A 17,741-nucleotide genomic window follows, 5' to 3' on the forward strand; every position below is an offset into this window, starting at 1 on the left:
ACGCTCCGAGAGGATGCATTTTATTTTCGGTATACGAATTTTGGCAGTCCGTCCTCGCCGAGAGGAATCTCTATATTTCCCTGAATGAGCGGACGGGCGTAACGGATGAAATCTTCTGTGACATCATGTCCGTCAGAAGTGATCCATGTAAGTGGAACTGTTTTTTCTTCATTGCAGATTGCGTTGACATCTTCAAGTCCGCATACCATCTGATAATTACCTTCAGAGTCTGTCTGGCGGATAAAAGATACCATTTTGCCTGTTTCACCGTTAAGAGCAGCCTGAACACCAAACTTTCCTGCAGTTATGGCTTCCTTCTGGTCTGTGGCAGAAATCAGAGATGCAGAGCAGCGCTGACTGACATTCAGTTCAACGGAACGGGCTTTGACACCGAGACGGCTGCGTACCAGATTTTCGAGATATTTGCCGCAGCCTGCAAGCATTTTGTGACCGAAAGTATCGGTTCCTACGGAACTGTCATATTCACAGATAAAAGTACCATCTGCGTCATGGATTCCCTCGGAGACACATACGATCAGATTACAGTTCTTTTCGAATGCTTTCTCCAGATCCTTAAGGAAGACATCCTGATCAAAAGCAACTTCCGGAAGATAGATAAACAGCGGATTGTCTCCATCGTATTTGCGGGCCAGTGCACTGGCGGCAGTCAGCCATCCGGCATGCCGTCCCATGATCTCGATGATCGTTACAGATTTCTTTTCATATACATTGGCATCGGTTGTGATCTCGCGGACAGTGGAAGCGACATATTTCGCAGCACTTCCGAAGCCGGGAGTATGATCGGTGTGTACAAGATCATTGTCGATGGTTTTGGGCTCTCCAATTACGCGGATAGAACTTCCGATGTGTTCGGCATAGCGTGAAAGTTTGCTGACGGTATCCATGGAATCATTGCCGCCAATATAGAAGAACCAGCCGATATTTAATTCTTCAAATTTTTTAAAAAGAGCCGGGTAGACCGGATCCTCCAGAGATTCCGGAAGCTTGTAACGACAGGAACCAAGATAGGCGCCCGGAGTTGATTTGAGTCCGTTCAGATCTTCGCCCGGAAGAGCTTCTTCGAAATCAAGAATACAGTCATTTAAAAAGCCTTCGATACCATTTACCATACCATATACATGTTCGATCGTGTCAGGATGGGAGAGACCTTCAGAAACGACACCGTAGAGACTGCTATTGATGACGGCAGTCGGTCCACCGGACTGTCCGACGATAAGATTTTTTTTTGCCATTGATTATATACCTCCGATTGGACTGATAATAGGTTACTGTGTACAGTAACGACAATGAGTTCATTTTATCATATCTGTTGAAAATCTCATAGCCATTTTTTCGCAAAAGTGATAAGATGATAAAAAAATAAAAGAAATGATTTGATTACGTACAGTGCAGAAGAATATGGTATAATATAAAACATGCAGGTACATACTGGAGGGGATGTGTTTCCAGCATAAGAATAAGCCATTTTACGAGGAGTATGATTATGGAAGAAAACAAGAACGGTACACAGGAACAGCCTGAACAGAAGAAAAAAAAGAAAAGTGATGTGATTCTTACGATAGCACTGGTTGTGGCGATCGCAGTGTTCTGTTATGCAGCCTACAATCTGTATCATATCTATACAGAATACAGAAAAGGAACGAATGAGTATAATTCAATTGAAGAAATGGCGGTTACAGAACGTGATCCGGACAGTACGGAAGTAGCAGGACCGGACGCACAGCCGAAACCGCCAATAGATGTTGATTTTGAAAAACTGAAGAGTATAAATGATGATGTGATTGGCTGGATCTACGTAGATGCACTGCCGGATATCAGTTATCCGATCGTGCAGGGAAAGGACAATCAGACATATCTTCATCAGACCTACGAGAAGAATTATAATTTCGCAGGAACAATCTTTGTGGATTACGAAAATGGCAGTGATTTCAATGACTGCAATACCCTGGTTTATGGACACAACATGAAAAACGGGTCAATGTTCGGACATCTGAAGAAATTTACGGAAGATGAAAAACTGTATAACAATGACAGATACTTCTGGATTCTGACTCCGGATAAGAATTATCGGTATGAGATCATATCTGCATATACGACCGGAGTGAACAGTGACACATATACATTGTTCAAAGGCCCTGGAGAGGAATTTGAAGAATATCTGAAAAAGATCAAGAGTTATTCGGATATTAAAACAGAAGATACTGAACTGACGATCAAAGATAAGATTGTAACACTGTCTACCTGTACAGGAAATGAATCTACACGATTTGTTGTACAGGGAAAAAGAGTCAATGCCGAGGATGACGGAAGTGGTGAGAATGCGGGAAGTGCTAACAGTGATGCTGCATCGGTAGACAGTGTGACTGTACAGGAGGGATGATCATGGATGAAAAAATCGTGAAACTGCAGGAACTGATCGATCAGCATGACAACATTGTGTTTTTTGGAGGAGCAGGTGTATCGACGGAGAGTGGGATCCCGGATTTCCGTTCCCAGGACGGACTGTATCATCAGAAATATGATTTTCCACCGGAGACGATCCTGAGTCATACATTCTTTCTGAATCATCCGGAGGAATTTTACAAATTTTACAGGGATAAAATGCTCTGTGATACTGCGAAGCCGAATGCGGCTCATCTGAAACTGGCAGAGCTGGAAGAGGCTGGCAAACTAAAAGCGGTCATCACACAGAATATTGATAATCTTCACCAGATGGCAGGAAGTAAGAAAGTTCTGGAACTTCATGGAAGTGTTTACCGCAATCATTGCATGCGCTGTGGAAAATCTTTCGATTTTGTATATATGAAACACAGTACAGGAGTACCACGTTGCGAGTGTGGCGGAATGATCAAACCAGATGTGGTACTTTATGAGGAAGGACTGGATAACGATACGATCGAAGAATCTGTGAGAGCAATTTCGCAGGCACAGGTACTTATCATCGGTGGAACTTCTCTGGCAGTCTATCCGGCGGCTGGACTAATCGATTACTTCCGTGGTGAGGCACTTGTTGTGATCAACAAATCTTCCACGCCGAGAGACCGTAATGCGGATTTACTCATCAAAGAGCCGATCGGGCAGGTTTTCTCACAGATAAAAGTGAACAAATAATATCATGAGGTGAATAGAAAAACATGGGATTTATCTATGAAGTAGGAGATATCGTTACCCTGAAAAAAGGGCATCCGTGTGGGAGCAAGGAATGGGAAATCCTGCGTGTGGGAGCAGATTTTCGTTTGAAATGTATGGGATGCGGGCATATGATCATGGTGCCGCGTAAGATGGTAGAGAAGAATACAAAGAATCTGAAGAAAAAGGAAAACTAAAAATATACATTTATTGACATAAATTTATCAGGATGGTATACTTTTCAAAAAGAATAACCAGGCGTGGTCTGATTTGGAAAAATCAGTTTAATAAAATCCGGTGTGAAGCCGGAACAGTTTAAGACAGACTTCTGTGAGTATGCATAAATGTACAAGTCAGAGAAAACACGGTGTATAGAGGACAGAGACCCATGGGTAGAGATGGGGCTCTGTTTTTGTTGCTTTAGAGGGGAAAATACAAAATGGAAAGAGTTGTAGATGAAACAGGATGGAATCAGAAAAGGTATGATATCCGTACATATACAGCGCAGAATGAGCGGAGCAGAAGAATCGGTACAGCGGGGGAGATACCGGATGAATATATTTATATAGGAGATAAGTGTTTCCTGAATAATGGGAAAGTGCACGGAGTGACTCTTCCGGCAGGCTGTCGTGTAGTTGGAAAACAGGCATTTGAAGGATGTCAGTTCCAGAAAGCCGTAGAGTTCCCGGAAAGCCTTGTAGAAATCAAAAGAAGAGGGTTTGCGGGGAACCGACGACTCCGAAAAGTAGTTTTTCCACATAATCTGGAACGGATTGGAGCACAGTGTTATCGGGAATGCAGTAATCTGAAAGTTGCTGAGTTTGAAAAAAATAGTAAATGTAAAGTGATTTCAGAGGGAATATTTGACTCCTGTACGAAACTGGAGAGAGTCTGTCTCCCAGAGGCAGTCAAAAGCATAGAAAAGAGAGCATTCTACCGTTGTAAAGAACTGAAGGAAATCAACTTACCGAATTCGGTGACAGAGATTGGGGAAGAGGCTTTTTATTTTTGCGGAATAGAAGAACTTGAGCTTCCGACAAATCTGAAAATCATTGGTGACAGTGCATTTTTCAGATGCAAAAACCTCAGAACTGTTTATATACCGACAAGTGTGCGGACGATTGGCCGCTGGGCATTTCACGGATGCAGCAGACTGGAGCGCATAGAGATTTTTCATGATCCTGACGAAATCGGACCGTGGATCATTAACAAAAGCTGTACGATTGTATGTCAGAAGGGCAGCAGAATCGATGCATATGCACAGGAATATGGCTTTCAGACAGAGTATGTAGAGCTTTCAGAGGAATTAGATGGATAAGATCGGACAGAGGGCAGCCTCAGTAAAAAGGAAAAGAATAATTTCGGTATTGATTTGCATGCTGTTGGTATTAAATGTTGTCTGCCTGACAGGGTGTGGTGCCGGAAAGAAATGGAAAGACGGAAAATGTACCATTTCCATTGAATGTTCCAGCATTCTGGATAATATGGAAGATCTGAAAGAAACAAAAAAAGAATTTGTTCCTTCGGATGGATGGATCCTTAAAGAAACAGAAGTCTCTTTTAAAGGCGGAGAGACTGCATTTGATGTTCTGAAGCAGATCTGCGGAAAAAAAGGAATCCATATGGCTTCCAGATATACCCCTTTGTATAAAAGTTATTATGTGGAGGGAATCAATCAGCTTTACGAATTCGATTGCGGTAAGAATTCGGGATGGATGTACAGTGTGAATGGTGAATATCCAAATTATGGAGCATCCAGTTACAATTTAAAAGATGGAGATAAGGTTGAATGGAGATATACCTGCAATCTTGGATCTGATGTAGGAGATAAATATGAAGGAAAATGATTCCTTTTCCATGTGCCACCCGCTATTAAACTTCTTTTATTTTGCGGTGGCACTTTTATTTACAATGTTTAACCAGCATCCGGTATTTCTTGGGATTTCTTATGCGGGTGCATTTGTATACGGAGGATTGCTGAATGGATGGAGAAAGACCCTGAAGCAGGGATTGCTGCTGACACTTCCGGGACTTCTGATCATAGCATTGCTGAATCCTATGTTTAATCATTATGGTGTGACGATGCTTTATTATATAGAAAGCAGCGGTAACTGGATCACTCTGGAGGCGCTTGTCTATGGCCTTGTACTTGGTGCAGTCATGTTTATCGTGATACAGTGGTTTTCCTGCTACAATACAGTGATGACAAGTGATAAATTTATTTACTTGTTTGGCAGAATAATACCGGCACTTTCACTGGTATTGTCTATGGCACTTCGATTTGTCCCGCGTTTTCTGCGTCAGCTGAAAGTGATACGAAATGGTCAAAAGGCGATGGGACGTGATGTTTCAGAAGGAACCGTCCTGAACCGGATCAAATATGGTTTGCAGATGGTGTCGATCCTTGTGACATGGGCTTTGGAAAATGCAATTGAGACGTCTGATTCCATGAGAAGCAGAGGATATGGGCTGCATGGACGAACGGCTTTTTCAATTTATCGACTTACCCGAAGAGACTGTTTCCTTGGGGCTGTGATGGGCGGACTTTTTGCGGTATTTACAGTTGGATGTGCCGGTGGAGCGGCTTACGCGGTGTATGATCCGCGGATCGTAATGGCAGGATTTTCTTTTCAGGGTTATACGGCTCCGGTAAAAGTATCTCCGCAGTTTGCAATCATCACATATATCTGTTTCGGAATTTTCTGCTTCATTCCGGTATTTCTGGAGCTTTATGAAAACTGGAAGCTCAGTCAGAGCAGGAAACAGATCGGTACAGAGATCGGCATGACTTACCGCCAGATCTACGAAGAACTGGACGAAGTGGATTTTATATACAATAATCAGGAATATAAAGGACTGGAACAGGAAGGAAAAAGTTTATGAATATTGTAGAAATACGTGATTTTTGTTTTGCATATCCGGATTGTTCCAGCAAAGTACTTGATCAGGTAAATTTGAGCATACAGGAAGGAACTTTAAATGTCATCTGTGGGCGAAGCGGATGCGGAAAAAGCACACTTCTTCGTCATCTCAAAAGTGTACTTATGCCGCATGGCACAGCATCTGGAGAAATCCTGTACAAAGGAAAAAGACTCAGAGAAATCGATCATAGGACGCAGAGTCAGGAAATCGGCTTTGTTATGCAGAATCCGGACAACCAGATTGTGACGGACAAAGTCTGGCATGAACTCAGCTTTGGTCTGGAGAGCCTTGGATATGATAATGCTACGATCCGTCTTCGGGTAGCAGAAATGGCGAGTTATTTTGGAATTCACCAGTGGTTTTACAAAGGAGTGGAAGAACTGTCCGGGGGTCAGAAACAGCTCCTCAATCTGGCAGCGATCATGGCAATGCATCCGTCGCTTCTGATTCTGGATGAACCGACTTCCCAGCTTGATCCGATCGCGGCATCGGATTTCCTGGAAACGGTAAAAAAAATCAATCGTGACATTGGAACGACAGTGATCATTACAGAACATCGTCTGCAGGACATCGTTCCTTATGCTGATAAAGCTTTTGTGATGGATAAAGGCAATGTATTTCTTGAAGGCAGTCCGCGCGAGATCGGAGCTGCACTTCGGGAACAGAAGCATGGAATGTTTCTTTCGATGCCTGTTCCTATGCAGATCTATGGTGCGACAGATAGCAGAGATACCTGTCCGTTAACTGTAAGCGAAGGGCGTCAGTGGCTGGAACGTTATTGTAGAGAAAAGAACATTACAGAGGAAAAAAGAGAAAAGATCAATGTGGATTTTCTGACTGTTGTAAGGGAGGGAGAACAACAAGACCCAGACAACAGGAAAAATCCGGCGATCCAGTTGAAAGATGTCTGGTTCCGTTATGAGAAGGACAGCCCGGATGTGGTGCGGGATCTGTCACTGGAAGTTCGAAAAGGTGAGTTTTATGCACTGGTAGGCGGTAATGGGACCGGTAAGAGTACGACGCTGTCGTTGCTCAGTCGCGTGAGACAGCCCTACAGGGGTAAGATCCGACTGGAAGGCCGTGATATCCGTTCTTTTAAAGACCGGGAACTGTATTGCGGATGCCTGGGAGTCATGCCGCAGAATCCACAAAGCATTTTTCTTAAGAAGACAGTGCTCGAAGATCTGTACTCCGTGATCGGAGGAAAGAAAGAAAAGCAGTCTGCGGAATACCAGATCCATATGAAGAAGGAAAAAGCAATCGAGGGTATCGTCAGTCTGACCAGACTGGAAGGATTGCTGGACCGGCATCCATATGACTTAAGCGGTGGTGAACAGCAGAGACTTGCTCTTGCGAAGGTCCTTCTGCTCAGACCAAGAATCCTTCTGATGGATGAGCCGACGAAGGGAATGGATGCGGAATATAAAGAAGAGATAGGGAAAATACTCTGTAAACTGAAGCAGCATGGCCTGACGATCTTTATGATCTCACATGATGTGGAATTTGTTGCAGAGTATGCTGACAGAGTCGGACTTTTCTTTGAGGGAAATGTTGTGACCAGCCAGAACACAAGAGAATTTTTTTCCGGAAATAACTTCTATACGACGGCCGCAAACCGAATGGCACGACAGCTGTTCCCGGATGCTGTTACCGGAAAGGATGTGATCACATGCTTACAGAAAAGCAATTAGATCAGTTCCTGGATGAATTCTGGGAGGACAGTCAGAGTGCACAGACAGAGGCAGAGCAGGAAATATCAGAGGAAAATCTGGAAGAATATGCACTTCCGGCTGATGGGATGATCATCCGGCAGATGGAACGGAAAGGCAAGGTAAGCAGAAGAACCTGGTTTGCACTTGTACTGATGCTTCTGGTCGTACCGCTTCTTCTGTATCTTTCAGTGAGATATTTTCATGGAAGAAAGTATCTCATATGCAGCCTGATCGTGATCATAGCGGCAATGATACCGTTCTTTATGATGTTTGAAGGACGGAAGCCGAAGGCAAGAGAAATCATGGTGATCTCTGTACTGGCAGCCATCGGTGTAGCCGGACGAGCTGCATTCTTTATGGTGCCGAGCTTTAAGCCGGTTGCTGCGATCGTGATCCTGACCGGTATTTCGTTTGGCGGCGAGGCAGGTTTCCTTGTAGGATGCCTGATCATGATGCTGTCCAATATGTTTATGGGACAGGGACCATGGACTCCGTGGCAGATGTTTGCGTTTGGGATGATCGGCTTTCTGGCAGGAATCCTGTATCAGAAAGGAATTCTGAAAGCCCGCAAAGCAGATCTCTGTATATTCGGATTTTTGAGTGTATTCCTTATTTATGGAGGAATCATGAATCCGGCAAGTGCGCTGATGGCTTATGGAACGATAACATGGCAGAGTCTTCTGGCTTTTTATATCTCGGGTGCTCCGGTGGACCTGGTACATGCTTTATCTACGGTTATTTTTCTGTGGTTCCTGAGCAGACCACTATTGGAGAAACTGGAACGTATCAAGAAAAAATATGGACTCATAGAGTCACAGAAAGAGGAAATCATTTGATCTATATCAGTCATTTGCTTCCAGATGAAGAGATGAAAGGACTGGTCACAGAGACCGGAACAGGAGTGGAAAGTATTGATTTTTCCATTTCGGATAATCTGGATCATCTGGGAAAGAGAATAGAATTATATCAGAAAAAACTGGAAAAGATGGGAAATCCTCCGCTGATACTTCATGGACCGTTTCTGGATCTGAATCCGGCTGCTTTTGACAGTCTGATCCGTGAGGTGACGATGACAAGGTTTACACAATGTTATCAGGCAGGACTGGAACTGGGGGCAAAAAAGATCGTATATCATTCCGGAATGATTCCCTGTGTGTATTACCGGGAAGGCTGGGCAGATCAGGTGAGCCGCTTTTTTACAGAATTTCTGGAAGATAAAGATGATCTGGAGATTGTAATGGAAAACGTTCTGGATGAGGACTGGTGTCTTCTTCTGGATGTATATAAGAAGGTGGATCATCCGAAATTTAAATTATGTCTGGATATGGGACATGCACACTGTTATTCGGAGATTCCGGTAATGGAATGGGCAGAGGGGCTCTCTCCGTATATCGGTCATGTACACGTACATGATAACGCAGGTGACAGAGATTCGCATCTGGGACTCGGAAAAGGAACACTTCCGTATCATGAGGTGTTAAAGCTGCTTCCTGTTTCGAAAGAGCGGACATGGACGATCGAATGTTCACATAAAGAAGATGTACTTCTTTGCATACAGAAAATAAAGACAGAGGGATTGTTATGAATACAATGAAAAAGAGAGGATGTCAGATCCTTGTACTGTTTATGACAGCGGGAATGCTGACGGGCTGTGGCGATGGAACTCCGAAATTAGAGGATGCCCTGAAAAAAACTGCTTCTTATGAAATGAAGACAGTCGAAGATCCGGCTTCGGATGCACTTGGCGGAGAATGGACCGTCATGGCGCTGGCCCGTTCAGGGGAAGAGGTAGATGAAAACTATTTTGAAAAATACCGCGCGAATGTTGAAAAAAGAGTTAAAGAACAGGAAGGCGTACTCAGCGAAAATCGATATACAGAGTACTCCAGGGCAGTTCTGGCTTTAAAATCTATCGGAAAAGATCCGACAGATATCGGCGGATATGATATTGAGAAGCCGCTGGAAGATTTTGACACTGTAGTCTCACAGGGACTCAATGGTGCGATTTATGCATTGATGGCTTTAAACGCAGATAATCCGGATGCGAATAAAGACGGAGAACTGGAGCAGAAATATCTGGATTATATTGTAGAGAAGGAAAAAGACGATGGCGGATTTTCACTGGATGACAATGCCACGAACGGTGATGTGGACCTGACAGCCATGACGCTGCAGTGTCTGAAACCGTATCAGGATGAAAACGATGTAAAAGAAGTGATTGATAAAGGTGTGGAGTTTCTGGCAGATACGCAGGATGATGATGGCGGTTATACTGCTTACGGAGCAAAAAGCTCAGAATCCATTTCACAGACTGTGATCGCACTCAGTGCAGTTGGTGTAGACTGTAATGAGGATGAACGATTCCAGAAGGATGGAAAAGGACTTTACGATACACTGATGACTTTTTGCCAGAAAGACGGAAGCTTCAAGCACATTCTGGACGGAGAAAGTGACCCGATGGCAACAGACCAGGCATTTTGCGCGATGGTAGCCTATCAGCGTTACCAGAATAAGAAAAATAGTTTTTTTGATATGACAGACCACAGATAAACGGAGGAAAAAACAGTGCCGCAGAAAATAACAGAACTCCAGGAACAGCTGGAGACGATCATTAAGGGAAAAAAAGAAATCACAGACAAAATACTTATGGCAGTTCTGGCAAAGGGACATGTTCTTCTGGAAGATGTTCCGGGAGTTGGTAAAACAACAACCGCGCTGGCACTGAGCCGTCTTATGGGAATGGATTTTAACCGTATCCAGTTTACACCGGATGTTGTTCCTTCGGATGTAACGGGTTTTACGATGTATGACAAACAGAGCGGACAGTTCCTTTACCGTCCGGGTGCTGTCATGTGCAATCTTCTTCTTGCAGATGAGATCAACCGTACCTCCAGTAAGACGCAGTCAGCACTTCTGGAAGTAATGGAGGAGGGACGTGTGACTGTAGACGGTGAGACACATACCGTTCCGGCTCCGTTTGTGGTTATTGCAACAGAAAACCCGGTGGGATCATCCGGCACACAGCTTCTTCCGGAATCCCAGCTGGACCGTTTTATGATCAGTGTGAGTATGGGCTATCCGGATCATCAGAGTCTGGTAGAACTCTTAAGAGACCGGCAGAAGGTCAATCCACTTGAACATGCAAAGACAGTGCTGACCAGAGAAGAAGTGCTGAATTTACAGAAAAAAGTCCAGGAAGTTTACGTGGCAGATGTTGTGCTGGATTATATAGCAAAGCTTGCCGAGGCTACCAGAGACCATGAACTGATCACACTTGGCTTAAGCCCACGTGGAACTCTTGCATTATGCAGGATGACAAAGGCGGCTGCTTATATGAAAGAACGGGACTATGTTGTTCCACAGGATGTAAAGGATGTGTTTAAAGATGTAGCGGCACATCGAATGATCCTGGATTCAAAAGCAAGATATCAGGAAAAAACAGCACGCGAAATTCTGGATGAAATTCTGGACAGTGTTCCGGAACCAAAGGTAGAAGGATGATGAAGAACAGGATCATGTGGCTACTGTGGCTGATCGGCATGGCCGGAGCCACAGTAGTGACAGGCTCATGGCTGATGGCGGCAGTGCTTCTGCTTTCTGCATTACTGCTGCTCTTATCGGCAGCAGTCACCAGTCTGGGCGGCAGAAAAACAGAAATAAAATTATCCGTGCCAAGAGCAGCGGAGCGAAATGAAAATTTCCGGGGCAGAATGACCCTTAAGAATCAGTCAGCATGGCCTGTATTCGGGGGCAGAGGAGAGATTTTATGGGAGAATCTTTTTACTGGTGAACATGGTGAGATTCCGATCGCCTTTTCTCTTGGCAGCAGGGAAAAACGGACAATAGAGTTTGAGGCCTGCAGCGGTTGGTGCGGATGTATAAAAGTGACATTTTCCGACTGGAGATGCAGCGACTTTTTTCATGTGTTTTACGTGAAGCGGAAGGCTGTGGCAGAAGGTGCTACTGTTATCATGCCGGAAAAACAGAACAGAGATTTTTCCTTCCTCACAAGAGAGGGCTTTGATATGGAAAGCTTCCGTTATTCAGGAAACCGTCCGGGAGATGACCCGGGAGAAACCTATGACATCAGGGAATATCAGCCGGGAGACAGTATCCGGCAGATTCACTGGAAGCTTTCCGGTAAGCTGGATGATATCATGATCCGGGAAAAAAGTTTTCCGGTAGATGATACCGTACTGATCCTGGCAGAAGCGTTTCAGACGGAACGTGATTCCAAAAGGGCTGAGACAGTGGCAGAAGTCCTGTCTGCTGTTTTAAGAGATTTTATGGAAAAGAAAATCCCGTGTCAGGTTGGAATTTATGACAGAAGCACCGGTAAATTTCGGCAGGAAAAAGTCCGGAAGGAAGAAGACCATGAACATGTCCTGTATGGTTTCCTGCGATACGGAAGTGACGAAAAGACGCCGGTTACCGTACAGGAATATCTTAAGAATCCGGGAGCACAGAATTTTGCCAATTATATTTATATAACCGGAGATCCGGAAGATAAAGAGGCAGAGCTTCTGAAACAAAAAGGAGAAGTTACTGTAATCGGCTGCGGAGTGAGCAGTGGGGACAATAAAGGAGAGCAGATCACATGGAAATACGGATCACAGAATCCAGAAGACAGTCAAAAACAAAATACAGAAAACAGCTGTCAGATATCCTGCTGGAAACTGCGCTGATCGGACTGACTGCCGGAGCAGGACTCTGGCTTGTGCTTGAGCTGTTGACGGAATCCGGACAGATGATGCCGCTTCTTGGCAGCGTACTTCTGACCGCACTGATCTGTTCTGTGACAGAACGAATGGAGAAATGCGGCATTTACATAAGAGGCGGCGTGGCAGCGGCGACTGCAGGAGGCCTGTTTCTTCTGTACAGACAGATTCTGGATGGATTTGCACTTTACTGGAATACCGTGGCAGATACATTTGGAAGCAGAGCCGGAATTTATTTTACCCGTTTTGATACTGCAGACATTATGGCGGAAGATACAGCCCGACTGGTTTTTCTTATTTACCTGGGAATGGCAGCAGCGGTCATCGGATTTCTCATCCTGAGATTTCGCATCTATGTACTGGTATTTTTAGAAATTTTTGTACTTCCATTTATGATGGTGCTGACAGGGAAGGAACCGGAAAGTGGAGTCGGCGTGGCTTTCTATATGGGAGTTTTTCTGGAGATCAATTATCTTCTGGCCCGTTCCGGCAGAAAGCGATACAGTGAACAGAGCAGCAGGGCCTTCTGGTTTGGAGGCATCCTTACGGGTCTGGTACTCATGGCAGCAGGAGTCTTTCTGGGACAGATCATGCCGGCGGCAGATTATGCGTCTTCGGAACTTGTTGCAGAAGCAAAGCAGGAAGCCCTGAATGCGGTGAATGATCTCCGGTACAGAAAAGGAAAAATTAATTCCCTGCCGGATGGACAGCTGAAAAAATGTGGAGCGTGGACAGCATCGGATGAGACGGCATTGAAAGTGACCATGGAAGATCCGGAGTCACTTTATCTTCGTGGATTTACGGGCAGTGTGTATGATGGTTCTTCCTGGAAGAGCATTGATACAGAAGATGCCTATAAACAGAAAAATCTGTTTTACTGGCTGCATCAGGATGGATTCTACGGAGAAACACAGCTGAATCAGGCAAGAAGTCTTGTGGAAGATGATACACTTTCCGATAAGATTTCGGGGATTTCGATTGAAAATGTAAAGGCAGACAGTGAATATCTCTATACTCCATATGAAATGGCAGAACTTCCGTCCGGTTATGAAGGGGAGACATCGCTTACCGACAGCATGCTGGAAGCAAAAGGTTTTTTTGGACAGAAAAATTACAGCTTTCAGACAAATAAAAACCTTGTAAAAGATTTTACGGTGCTTGGGGCAAGAATCTATCAGGCGCTGGCACAGGGCGATGACACTGCTTATCGTGAAGATGAAAGTTATTATAATACATTTGTGTACAGTCAGGACACAGAGCTTCCGGCTTCACTGGAGACATTATTCCGAAAAGAACTGGGAGACGGTGGAAACAGGGAGCAGGGACATACCGATTATTATACTGCAATCTCCCGAATCCGTGCATATCTGGAAAAAAATATGACCTACAGTACGGCAACAGATGTATATACAAAAAAAGGTGATTTTACAGAAAATTTTATTTCCAGATCAAAGATCGGCCACAGTGTTCACTATGCAACAGCGGCAGCACTGATGTTCCGGTATTATGGAATTCCATCCAGGTATGTAGAAGGATATCTGATCACACCGGAGGATATCAAAGATAAAAAAGCAGGAGACACTGTAGAGATTTCCGGAAAGAACGGACACGCATGGACTGAGATCTATATCGACGGTCTGGGCTGGGTGCCTGTAGAAATGACACCGGAATATTATTCAGTCATGAAGGAAGCGGATCTTACCGCAGGACTGGAGGCAAAAGGTGCGAAAGCCGCATCAATTCCGGAAGCAGAATCGGAACCTCCGGCAGAAGAAAATCTCCAGACACACTGGAGTCTGAAACTGGCTTTATTTGGAATAGAGAAACTTCTGATTTTATTGCTGGCACTGTTTGACACATTCTGTCTTGTATTTATCCTGACTGTCTGTGGCCTTCGGATCCGGGCAAATTATCGCCGTAAAAAGCTTTTTACGGGAGCAGATGAGCGACTGGCTGTACGTGCCATGGCAGGCTATGCAAGAGTTCTCTATGCGCACGGATCAGATCTGTATTCGGAAGAAGTACAGCGTCAGTACAGAGAAATCAGCAGGATCGGGCAGCGTGCAGCATTCAGTCCACATGCGGTATCAGAGGAAGAACGAAAAAATACGGCGATATGTATCGGCCGGATGAAAGCAGAACTGAAAAAAGCAAAAAACTGGTATGAAAACTGGATCATGAAATATATTGAGAGGTTGTATTAATTGAATAAAAAGAAAAACAACAGAAAAATCATATCTGTTCTGATCGTTCTGGCCTGTTTTGTGCTTTTTGCAGGAGTATTGTTTACAGGAATCCGGAACTATAAAACAGAAAAAAAAGAAAATCCCGTTCAGGGAGTCAGCAGTGAAAGTTCTTTGAAGGGATATCTTGGAAAAGGTTATGCCTATGCCGGTGCACAGGATAACATATCCGCAGGAGAGGAATCCTTTGGAGAACAGGCGCAGTTACTGGAAGATACGAAGGACGAAGAGGCTGAACCGCAAGAGCAGAAGCAGGCAGAAGTGACTGCCACGCCGGAAGCAACACCGACACCGGAGCCGGAAAGTCAGAATGAGGATGAACAGAAGGCAGACCAGGAGCAGAAATCGGCAGATGACTCGGATGGTGAATGGAATGATGATTCTAAAGAGAATACCATTCAATATGATAATGCAGGAGAACAGGACGATAGCAGTCAGGAGGCAGCTCCGGATCAGAATGATGACAGGAATCAGGAGGGAGCACAGCTCCCGTTAAGTCCAACGCCAATGCCATCCCCGGAACCAACACAGGAGCCGGAAGAAGACCATTATCCGGAGATCGCAACAGATCTGACGGATGGTGAGACAGTAAATGGTGACTATCGTACGTTTTATGTACAGGCCACAGACTGGTATGGAAACAGCCTGCCGTCCACTTCACTGGAGATATATGGAAACGGAGAACGGCTTTCTTCAAAGGGTGAACCGTCGACGGGAGTTTTTGCATACCGACTGGACCTGAATGAAGGAAGCAACACGGTCAATATTAAAGCGACCGATGAGGAAGGATGGAGTACGACACTTCCGACCTTTACTATTTATAAAGGGGAGGATGGACAGGACGAACCGGCCGGCAGCATTACGGTCAGTATTGAGGCGGGAACGATTGGACTTGGTACGATCCTTCCGGCAACATCGATTGACTATTATCGGGGAGAACAGCTTTCCTCGGTCGTTCTCAGACTGTTACAGAATACAGGATTTGACTGGAGAAATAATGGAAGTGCGACAGGTGGCTTTTACCTGAAAGCCATCGGGCGAGGCGGCATTGCATCAGGAGCAGCGATCCCGGATGATCTTATGGAACATCTGAAAAAAGTAAACTGTCAGTTGTCCAGCCATGATGCCAACTGGATCGGTGAATTTGATTTTACCATGAATTCCGGCTGGATGTATTTTGTAAATGGTGAATATATGAATGTAGGAATGTCTTCCTGTTTCCCGGGAGACGGTGATGAAGTAAGACTTCGCTTTACGCTTTATTCAGGAGCGGACCTGGGAGTAGGATCAGACGGTGAAGTATGGGGGGACTGGTAATGAAAAAACACACAATAAAAAGACCGATCATTAAAAAGTTCATAATTGGATCCCTTTCTGCAGGACTTCTGGTTGGAGGAGGAGCTATGGAATTGAATGCTGCTCTTTCCATGGAGGTTTATGCCGCAGATACCACGCAGGAGACCGAGGGGGAAGGAGCAGCACCGACAGAGGCAGAGACACCGGAACCGGCAGCACCGACGGAAGCACCGGAACCGGAACCAGTAGCTCCACCGGCAGAACCAGAACCGACCAAAACGCCGGAACCGACGGAAGCACCCTCGCCGGAGCCATCTGTGACACCGGAGCCCTCAGAAACACCAGAGCCAGCAATTACACCGGAGCCTTCAGAATCACCGGAGCCTTCAGAATCACCGGAGCCATCGGTAACACCGGAACCTTCCGTGACACCGGAGGTCAAAAGTAATAATACAGATCTGAAAGAATTGTATATCTCCAGCTCTGATACCTGGGGGAAGGGAATCCTGAAACTGGATCCTGCATTAAATAAAGACTGGGACAGATACAAAGCTGTTTATGACGGCGAACGCCAGAGCCTGAATATCTGGCCCGTAGCAGAAGAGGAACATGCCCAGATCAAAGTCTATGCATTAAGTGGTGTGAAATATTCTACTGTCGAACAGGATGAGACAATCAGGGAAACGCAGGATGAAGAAGGGCATACTTACTGGAAAATCTGTTTTGGTGCTCAGGAAAAAGAAGCCAGAGTAAGATTGGAGGTAACTGCTGAGGACGGAACCAGAAAAGATTATTATCTCACACTTGAAATCACAGATAAAACAGCTCCTGTACTCAAAAAAGTCAGTGCAAGCAGGGTATCTTCAAGTGAGGCATCTGTGGTATATAAGACAAGTGAAAGAGGACAGTGTTATTACCGTATCGTAGATGCGGGAAAGAAACATCAGAATCCGGATACCTCAAAAGAAGGACGGGAGGTCCTGGCAGGAACAGATACACTGACGCTTAATGGACTGCCAGAAGGTGCAAAAGATATCATAATCGTAGTAAAGGACGATGCCGGAAATGTCAGCAATCCTCTGGTGATCCGAATTCCGGATATAAAAAAGAAAAATCCGACAGGCAGTGGAAACTCCGGCTCGGTTGTACAGAGACCGGGGTATGGTGGAAATAAAAGTGAAGCGACACTTCCGGGTAAAGGAAATAACGGAGAAGGTTCTCTGGCAAACCTGAAAACGGTTGGTGGAAAAGGTACTTCTTCCGGAAAAAACGGAAAAAATGAATCGGAAGAAGAGAATAAAGAAAAAAAACTCACCGCCTATGCCGGAATAAATAAAAAAGATTCCGGAAAAAACGGAAAGTCTGATAAAAACGAAAAGGATTCCACAAAAAAGAAGAACGACAACAAAACAGATAAAAAGACAGAAGAGGCATCAACGGATGATCTGACAGAAAATAAAGAGAAGGATAAAACATCCGGAGTTATTTCGGGTTCCTCGGAAAAGAAAGAGAAGAGCATTCCGGAACTGGTGGGAAGTAAAGTTACGAATACGTGGACACATATGAGATTCCTTACAAAGGTATTATCTGTGTTTGCACTGGCAGGCCTCATTTATCTGATCTTTTGGACAGGAGCAAGACGAAGTTTCAGAAAAATGAAAAACAGGAATCCATCACTGCAGCGATGAGAAAGAGAAAGG

General features: G+C 44.8%; 16 protein-coding genes. 15 read left to right on the forward strand and 1 reads right to left on the reverse strand.

Going from position 1 to position 17,741, the window contains the following annotated elements; genetic code table 11:
- Positions 1-20 precede the first annotated feature (20 nt).
- A complete protein-coding gene (locus LI112_RS09930; protein ID WP_227190650.1) occupies positions 21-1,253 on the reverse strand; it encodes a 6-phosphofructokinase in 1,233 nt (410 codons plus the stop codon).
- A gap of 251 nt (positions 1,254-1,504) precedes the next feature.
- Between LI112_RS09930 and srtB the strand changes: the two genes are divergently transcribed.
- From srtB to LI112_RS10005, 15 genes are all read left to right on the forward strand, one after another.
- Entirely contained in the window at positions 1,505-2,401 is an 897-nt protein-coding gene (gene srtB / locus LI112_RS09935; RefSeq protein WP_319638638.1) for a class B sortase, read from the forward strand.
- Positions 2,402-2,403: 2 nt separating this feature from the next.
- Positions 2,404-3,132 (forward strand): NAD-dependent protein deacylase, encoded by a 729-nt coding sequence (locus LI112_RS09940; RefSeq protein ID WP_227190652.1) that lies wholly within the window; start codon positions 2,404-2,406, stop codon positions 3,130-3,132.
- A 23-nt stretch (positions 3,133-3,155) separates the two neighbouring features.
- Positions 3,156-3,347 (forward strand): DUF951 domain-containing protein, encoded by a 192-nt coding sequence (locus LI112_RS09945; RefSeq protein WP_117753661.1) that lies wholly within the window; start codon positions 3,156-3,158, stop codon positions 3,345-3,347.
- A gap of 242 nt (positions 3,348-3,589) precedes the next feature.
- Complete coding sequence (locus tag LI112_RS09950; protein WP_055056314.1) at positions 3,590-4,468, forward strand: leucine-rich repeat domain-containing protein; 879 nt, start codon at positions 3,590-3,592, stop codon at positions 4,466-4,468.
- Positions 4,461-4,997, forward strand: coding sequence for a DUF4430 domain-containing protein (locus LI112_RS09955; RefSeq protein WP_055056315.1), 537 nt, complete (start codon positions 4,461-4,463; stop codon positions 4,995-4,997). The genes LI112_RS09950 and LI112_RS09955 overlap by 8 nt, the downstream gene beginning before the upstream one ends.
- Positions 4,984-6,033 carry an energy-coupling factor transporter transmembrane component T gene (locus tag LI112_RS09960; RefSeq protein WP_171030246.1) on the forward strand — a complete coding sequence of 350 codons (1,050 nt, stop codon included), beginning with the start codon at positions 4,984-4,986 and terminating at the stop codon, positions 6,031-6,033. The genes LI112_RS09955 and LI112_RS09960 overlap by 14 nt, the downstream gene beginning before the upstream one ends.
- The gene (locus LI112_RS09965) at positions 6,030-7,763 is read left to right on the forward strand and encodes an ABC transporter ATP-binding protein (RefSeq protein WP_055056316.1); all 1,734 of its coding nucleotides are present in this window, start codon (positions 6,030-6,032) and stop codon (positions 7,761-7,763) included. Before LI112_RS09960 ends, LI112_RS09965 begins: the two co-directional genes overlap by 4 nt.
- Positions 7,742-8,620 (forward strand): ECF transporter S component, encoded by an 879-nt coding sequence (locus LI112_RS09970; protein WP_055056317.1) that lies wholly within the window; start codon positions 7,742-7,744, stop codon positions 8,618-8,620. Before LI112_RS09965 ends, LI112_RS09970 begins: the two co-directional genes overlap by 22 nt.
- Entirely contained in the window at positions 8,617-9,369 is a 753-nt protein-coding gene (locus LI112_RS09975; protein WP_117627907.1) for a sugar phosphate isomerase/epimerase family protein, read from the forward strand. Before LI112_RS09970 ends, LI112_RS09975 begins: the two co-directional genes overlap by 4 nt.
- Entirely contained in the window at positions 9,366-10,334 is a 969-nt protein-coding gene (locus LI112_RS09980; protein WP_227190653.1) for a prenyltransferase/squalene oxidase repeat-containing protein, read from the forward strand. Before LI112_RS09975 ends, LI112_RS09980 begins: the two co-directional genes overlap by 4 nt.
- A gap of 15 nt (positions 10,335-10,349) precedes the next feature.
- On the forward strand, positions 10,350-11,285 hold the full coding sequence (locus tag LI112_RS09985; RefSeq protein ID WP_117627909.1) for a MoxR family ATPase: 936 nt from the start codon (positions 10,350-10,352) through the stop codon (positions 11,283-11,285).
- Positions 11,282-12,469, forward strand: coding sequence for a DUF58 domain-containing protein (locus tag LI112_RS09990; RefSeq protein ID WP_118197918.1), 1,188 nt, complete (start codon positions 11,282-11,284; stop codon positions 12,467-12,469). Before LI112_RS09985 ends, LI112_RS09990 begins: the two co-directional genes overlap by 4 nt.
- Positions 12,382-14,706: a transglutaminase domain-containing protein gene (locus LI112_RS09995; protein WP_055056322.1), complete on the forward strand. Its 2,325-nt coding sequence runs from the start codon at positions 12,382-12,384 to the stop codon at positions 14,704-14,706. The genes LI112_RS09990 and LI112_RS09995 overlap by 88 nt, the downstream gene beginning before the upstream one ends.
- Positions 14,707-16,062: a DUF4430 domain-containing protein gene (locus tag LI112_RS10000; protein ID WP_227190654.1), complete on the forward strand. Its 1,356-nt coding sequence runs from the start codon at positions 14,707-14,709 to the stop codon at positions 16,060-16,062.
- Positions 16,062-17,729: a procyclic acidic repetitive family protein gene (locus LI112_RS10005; protein ID WP_227190655.1), complete on the forward strand. Its 1,668-nt coding sequence runs from the start codon at positions 16,062-16,064 to the stop codon at positions 17,727-17,729. Before LI112_RS10000 ends, LI112_RS10005 begins: the two co-directional genes overlap by 1 nt.
- Positions 17,730-17,741 lie beyond the last annotated feature (12 nt).

This window comes from Blautia sp. 210820-DFI.6.14 (assembly GCF_020558815.1).
GTDB classification, from domain to species: domain Bacteria; phylum Bacillota; class Clostridia; order Lachnospirales; family Lachnospiraceae; genus Blautia_A; species Blautia_A obeum.

Excerpts from the sequence above, each read along its gene's own strand:
- LI112_RS09965 (WP_055056316.1), top strand. The coding sequence starts at position 6,030 with ATGAATATTGTAGAAATACGTGATTTTTGTTTTGCATATCCGGATTGT.
- LI112_RS10005 (WP_227190655.1), top strand. The coding sequence starts at position 16,062 with ATGAAAAAACACACAATAAAAAGACCGATCATTAAAAAGTTCATAATT.
- LI112_RS09970 (WP_055056317.1), top strand. The coding sequence starts at position 7,742 with ATGCTTACAGAAAAGCAATTAGATCAGTTCCTGGATGAATTCTGGGAG.
- LI112_RS09955 (WP_055056315.1), top strand. The coding sequence starts at position 4,461 with ATGGATAAGATCGGACAGAGGGCAGCCTCAGTAAAAAGGAAAAGAATA.
- LI112_RS09990 (WP_118197918.1), top strand. The coding sequence starts at position 11,282 with ATGATGAAGAACAGGATCATGTGGCTACTGTGGCTGATCGGCATGGCC.
- LI112_RS09945 (WP_117753661.1), top strand. The coding sequence starts at position 3,156 with ATGGGATTTATCTATGAAGTAGGAGATATCGTTACCCTGAAAAAAGGG.
- LI112_RS09960 (WP_171030246.1), top strand. The coding sequence starts at position 4,984 with ATGAAGGAAAATGATTCCTTTTCCATGTGCCACCCGCTATTAAACTTC.
- LI112_RS09950 (WP_055056314.1), top strand. The coding sequence starts at position 3,590 with ATGGAAAGAGTTGTAGATGAAACAGGATGGAATCAGAAAAGGTATGAT.
- LI112_RS09980 (WP_227190653.1), top strand. The coding sequence starts at position 9,366 with ATGAATACAATGAAAAAGAGAGGATGTCAGATCCTTGTACTGTTTATG.
- srtB (WP_319638638.1), top strand. The coding sequence starts at position 1,505 with ATGGAAGAAAACAAGAACGGTACACAGGAACAGCCTGAACAGAAGAAA.
- LI112_RS09995 (WP_055056322.1), top strand. The coding sequence starts at position 12,382 with ATGGAAATACGGATCACAGAATCCAGAAGACAGTCAAAAACAAAATAC.
- LI112_RS09930 (WP_227190650.1), bottom strand. The coding sequence starts at position 1,253 with ATGGCAAAAAAAAATCTTATCGTCGGACAGTCCGGTGGACCGACTGCC.
- LI112_RS09940 (WP_227190652.1), top strand. The coding sequence starts at position 2,404 with ATGGATGAAAAAATCGTGAAACTGCAGGAACTGATCGATCAGCATGAC.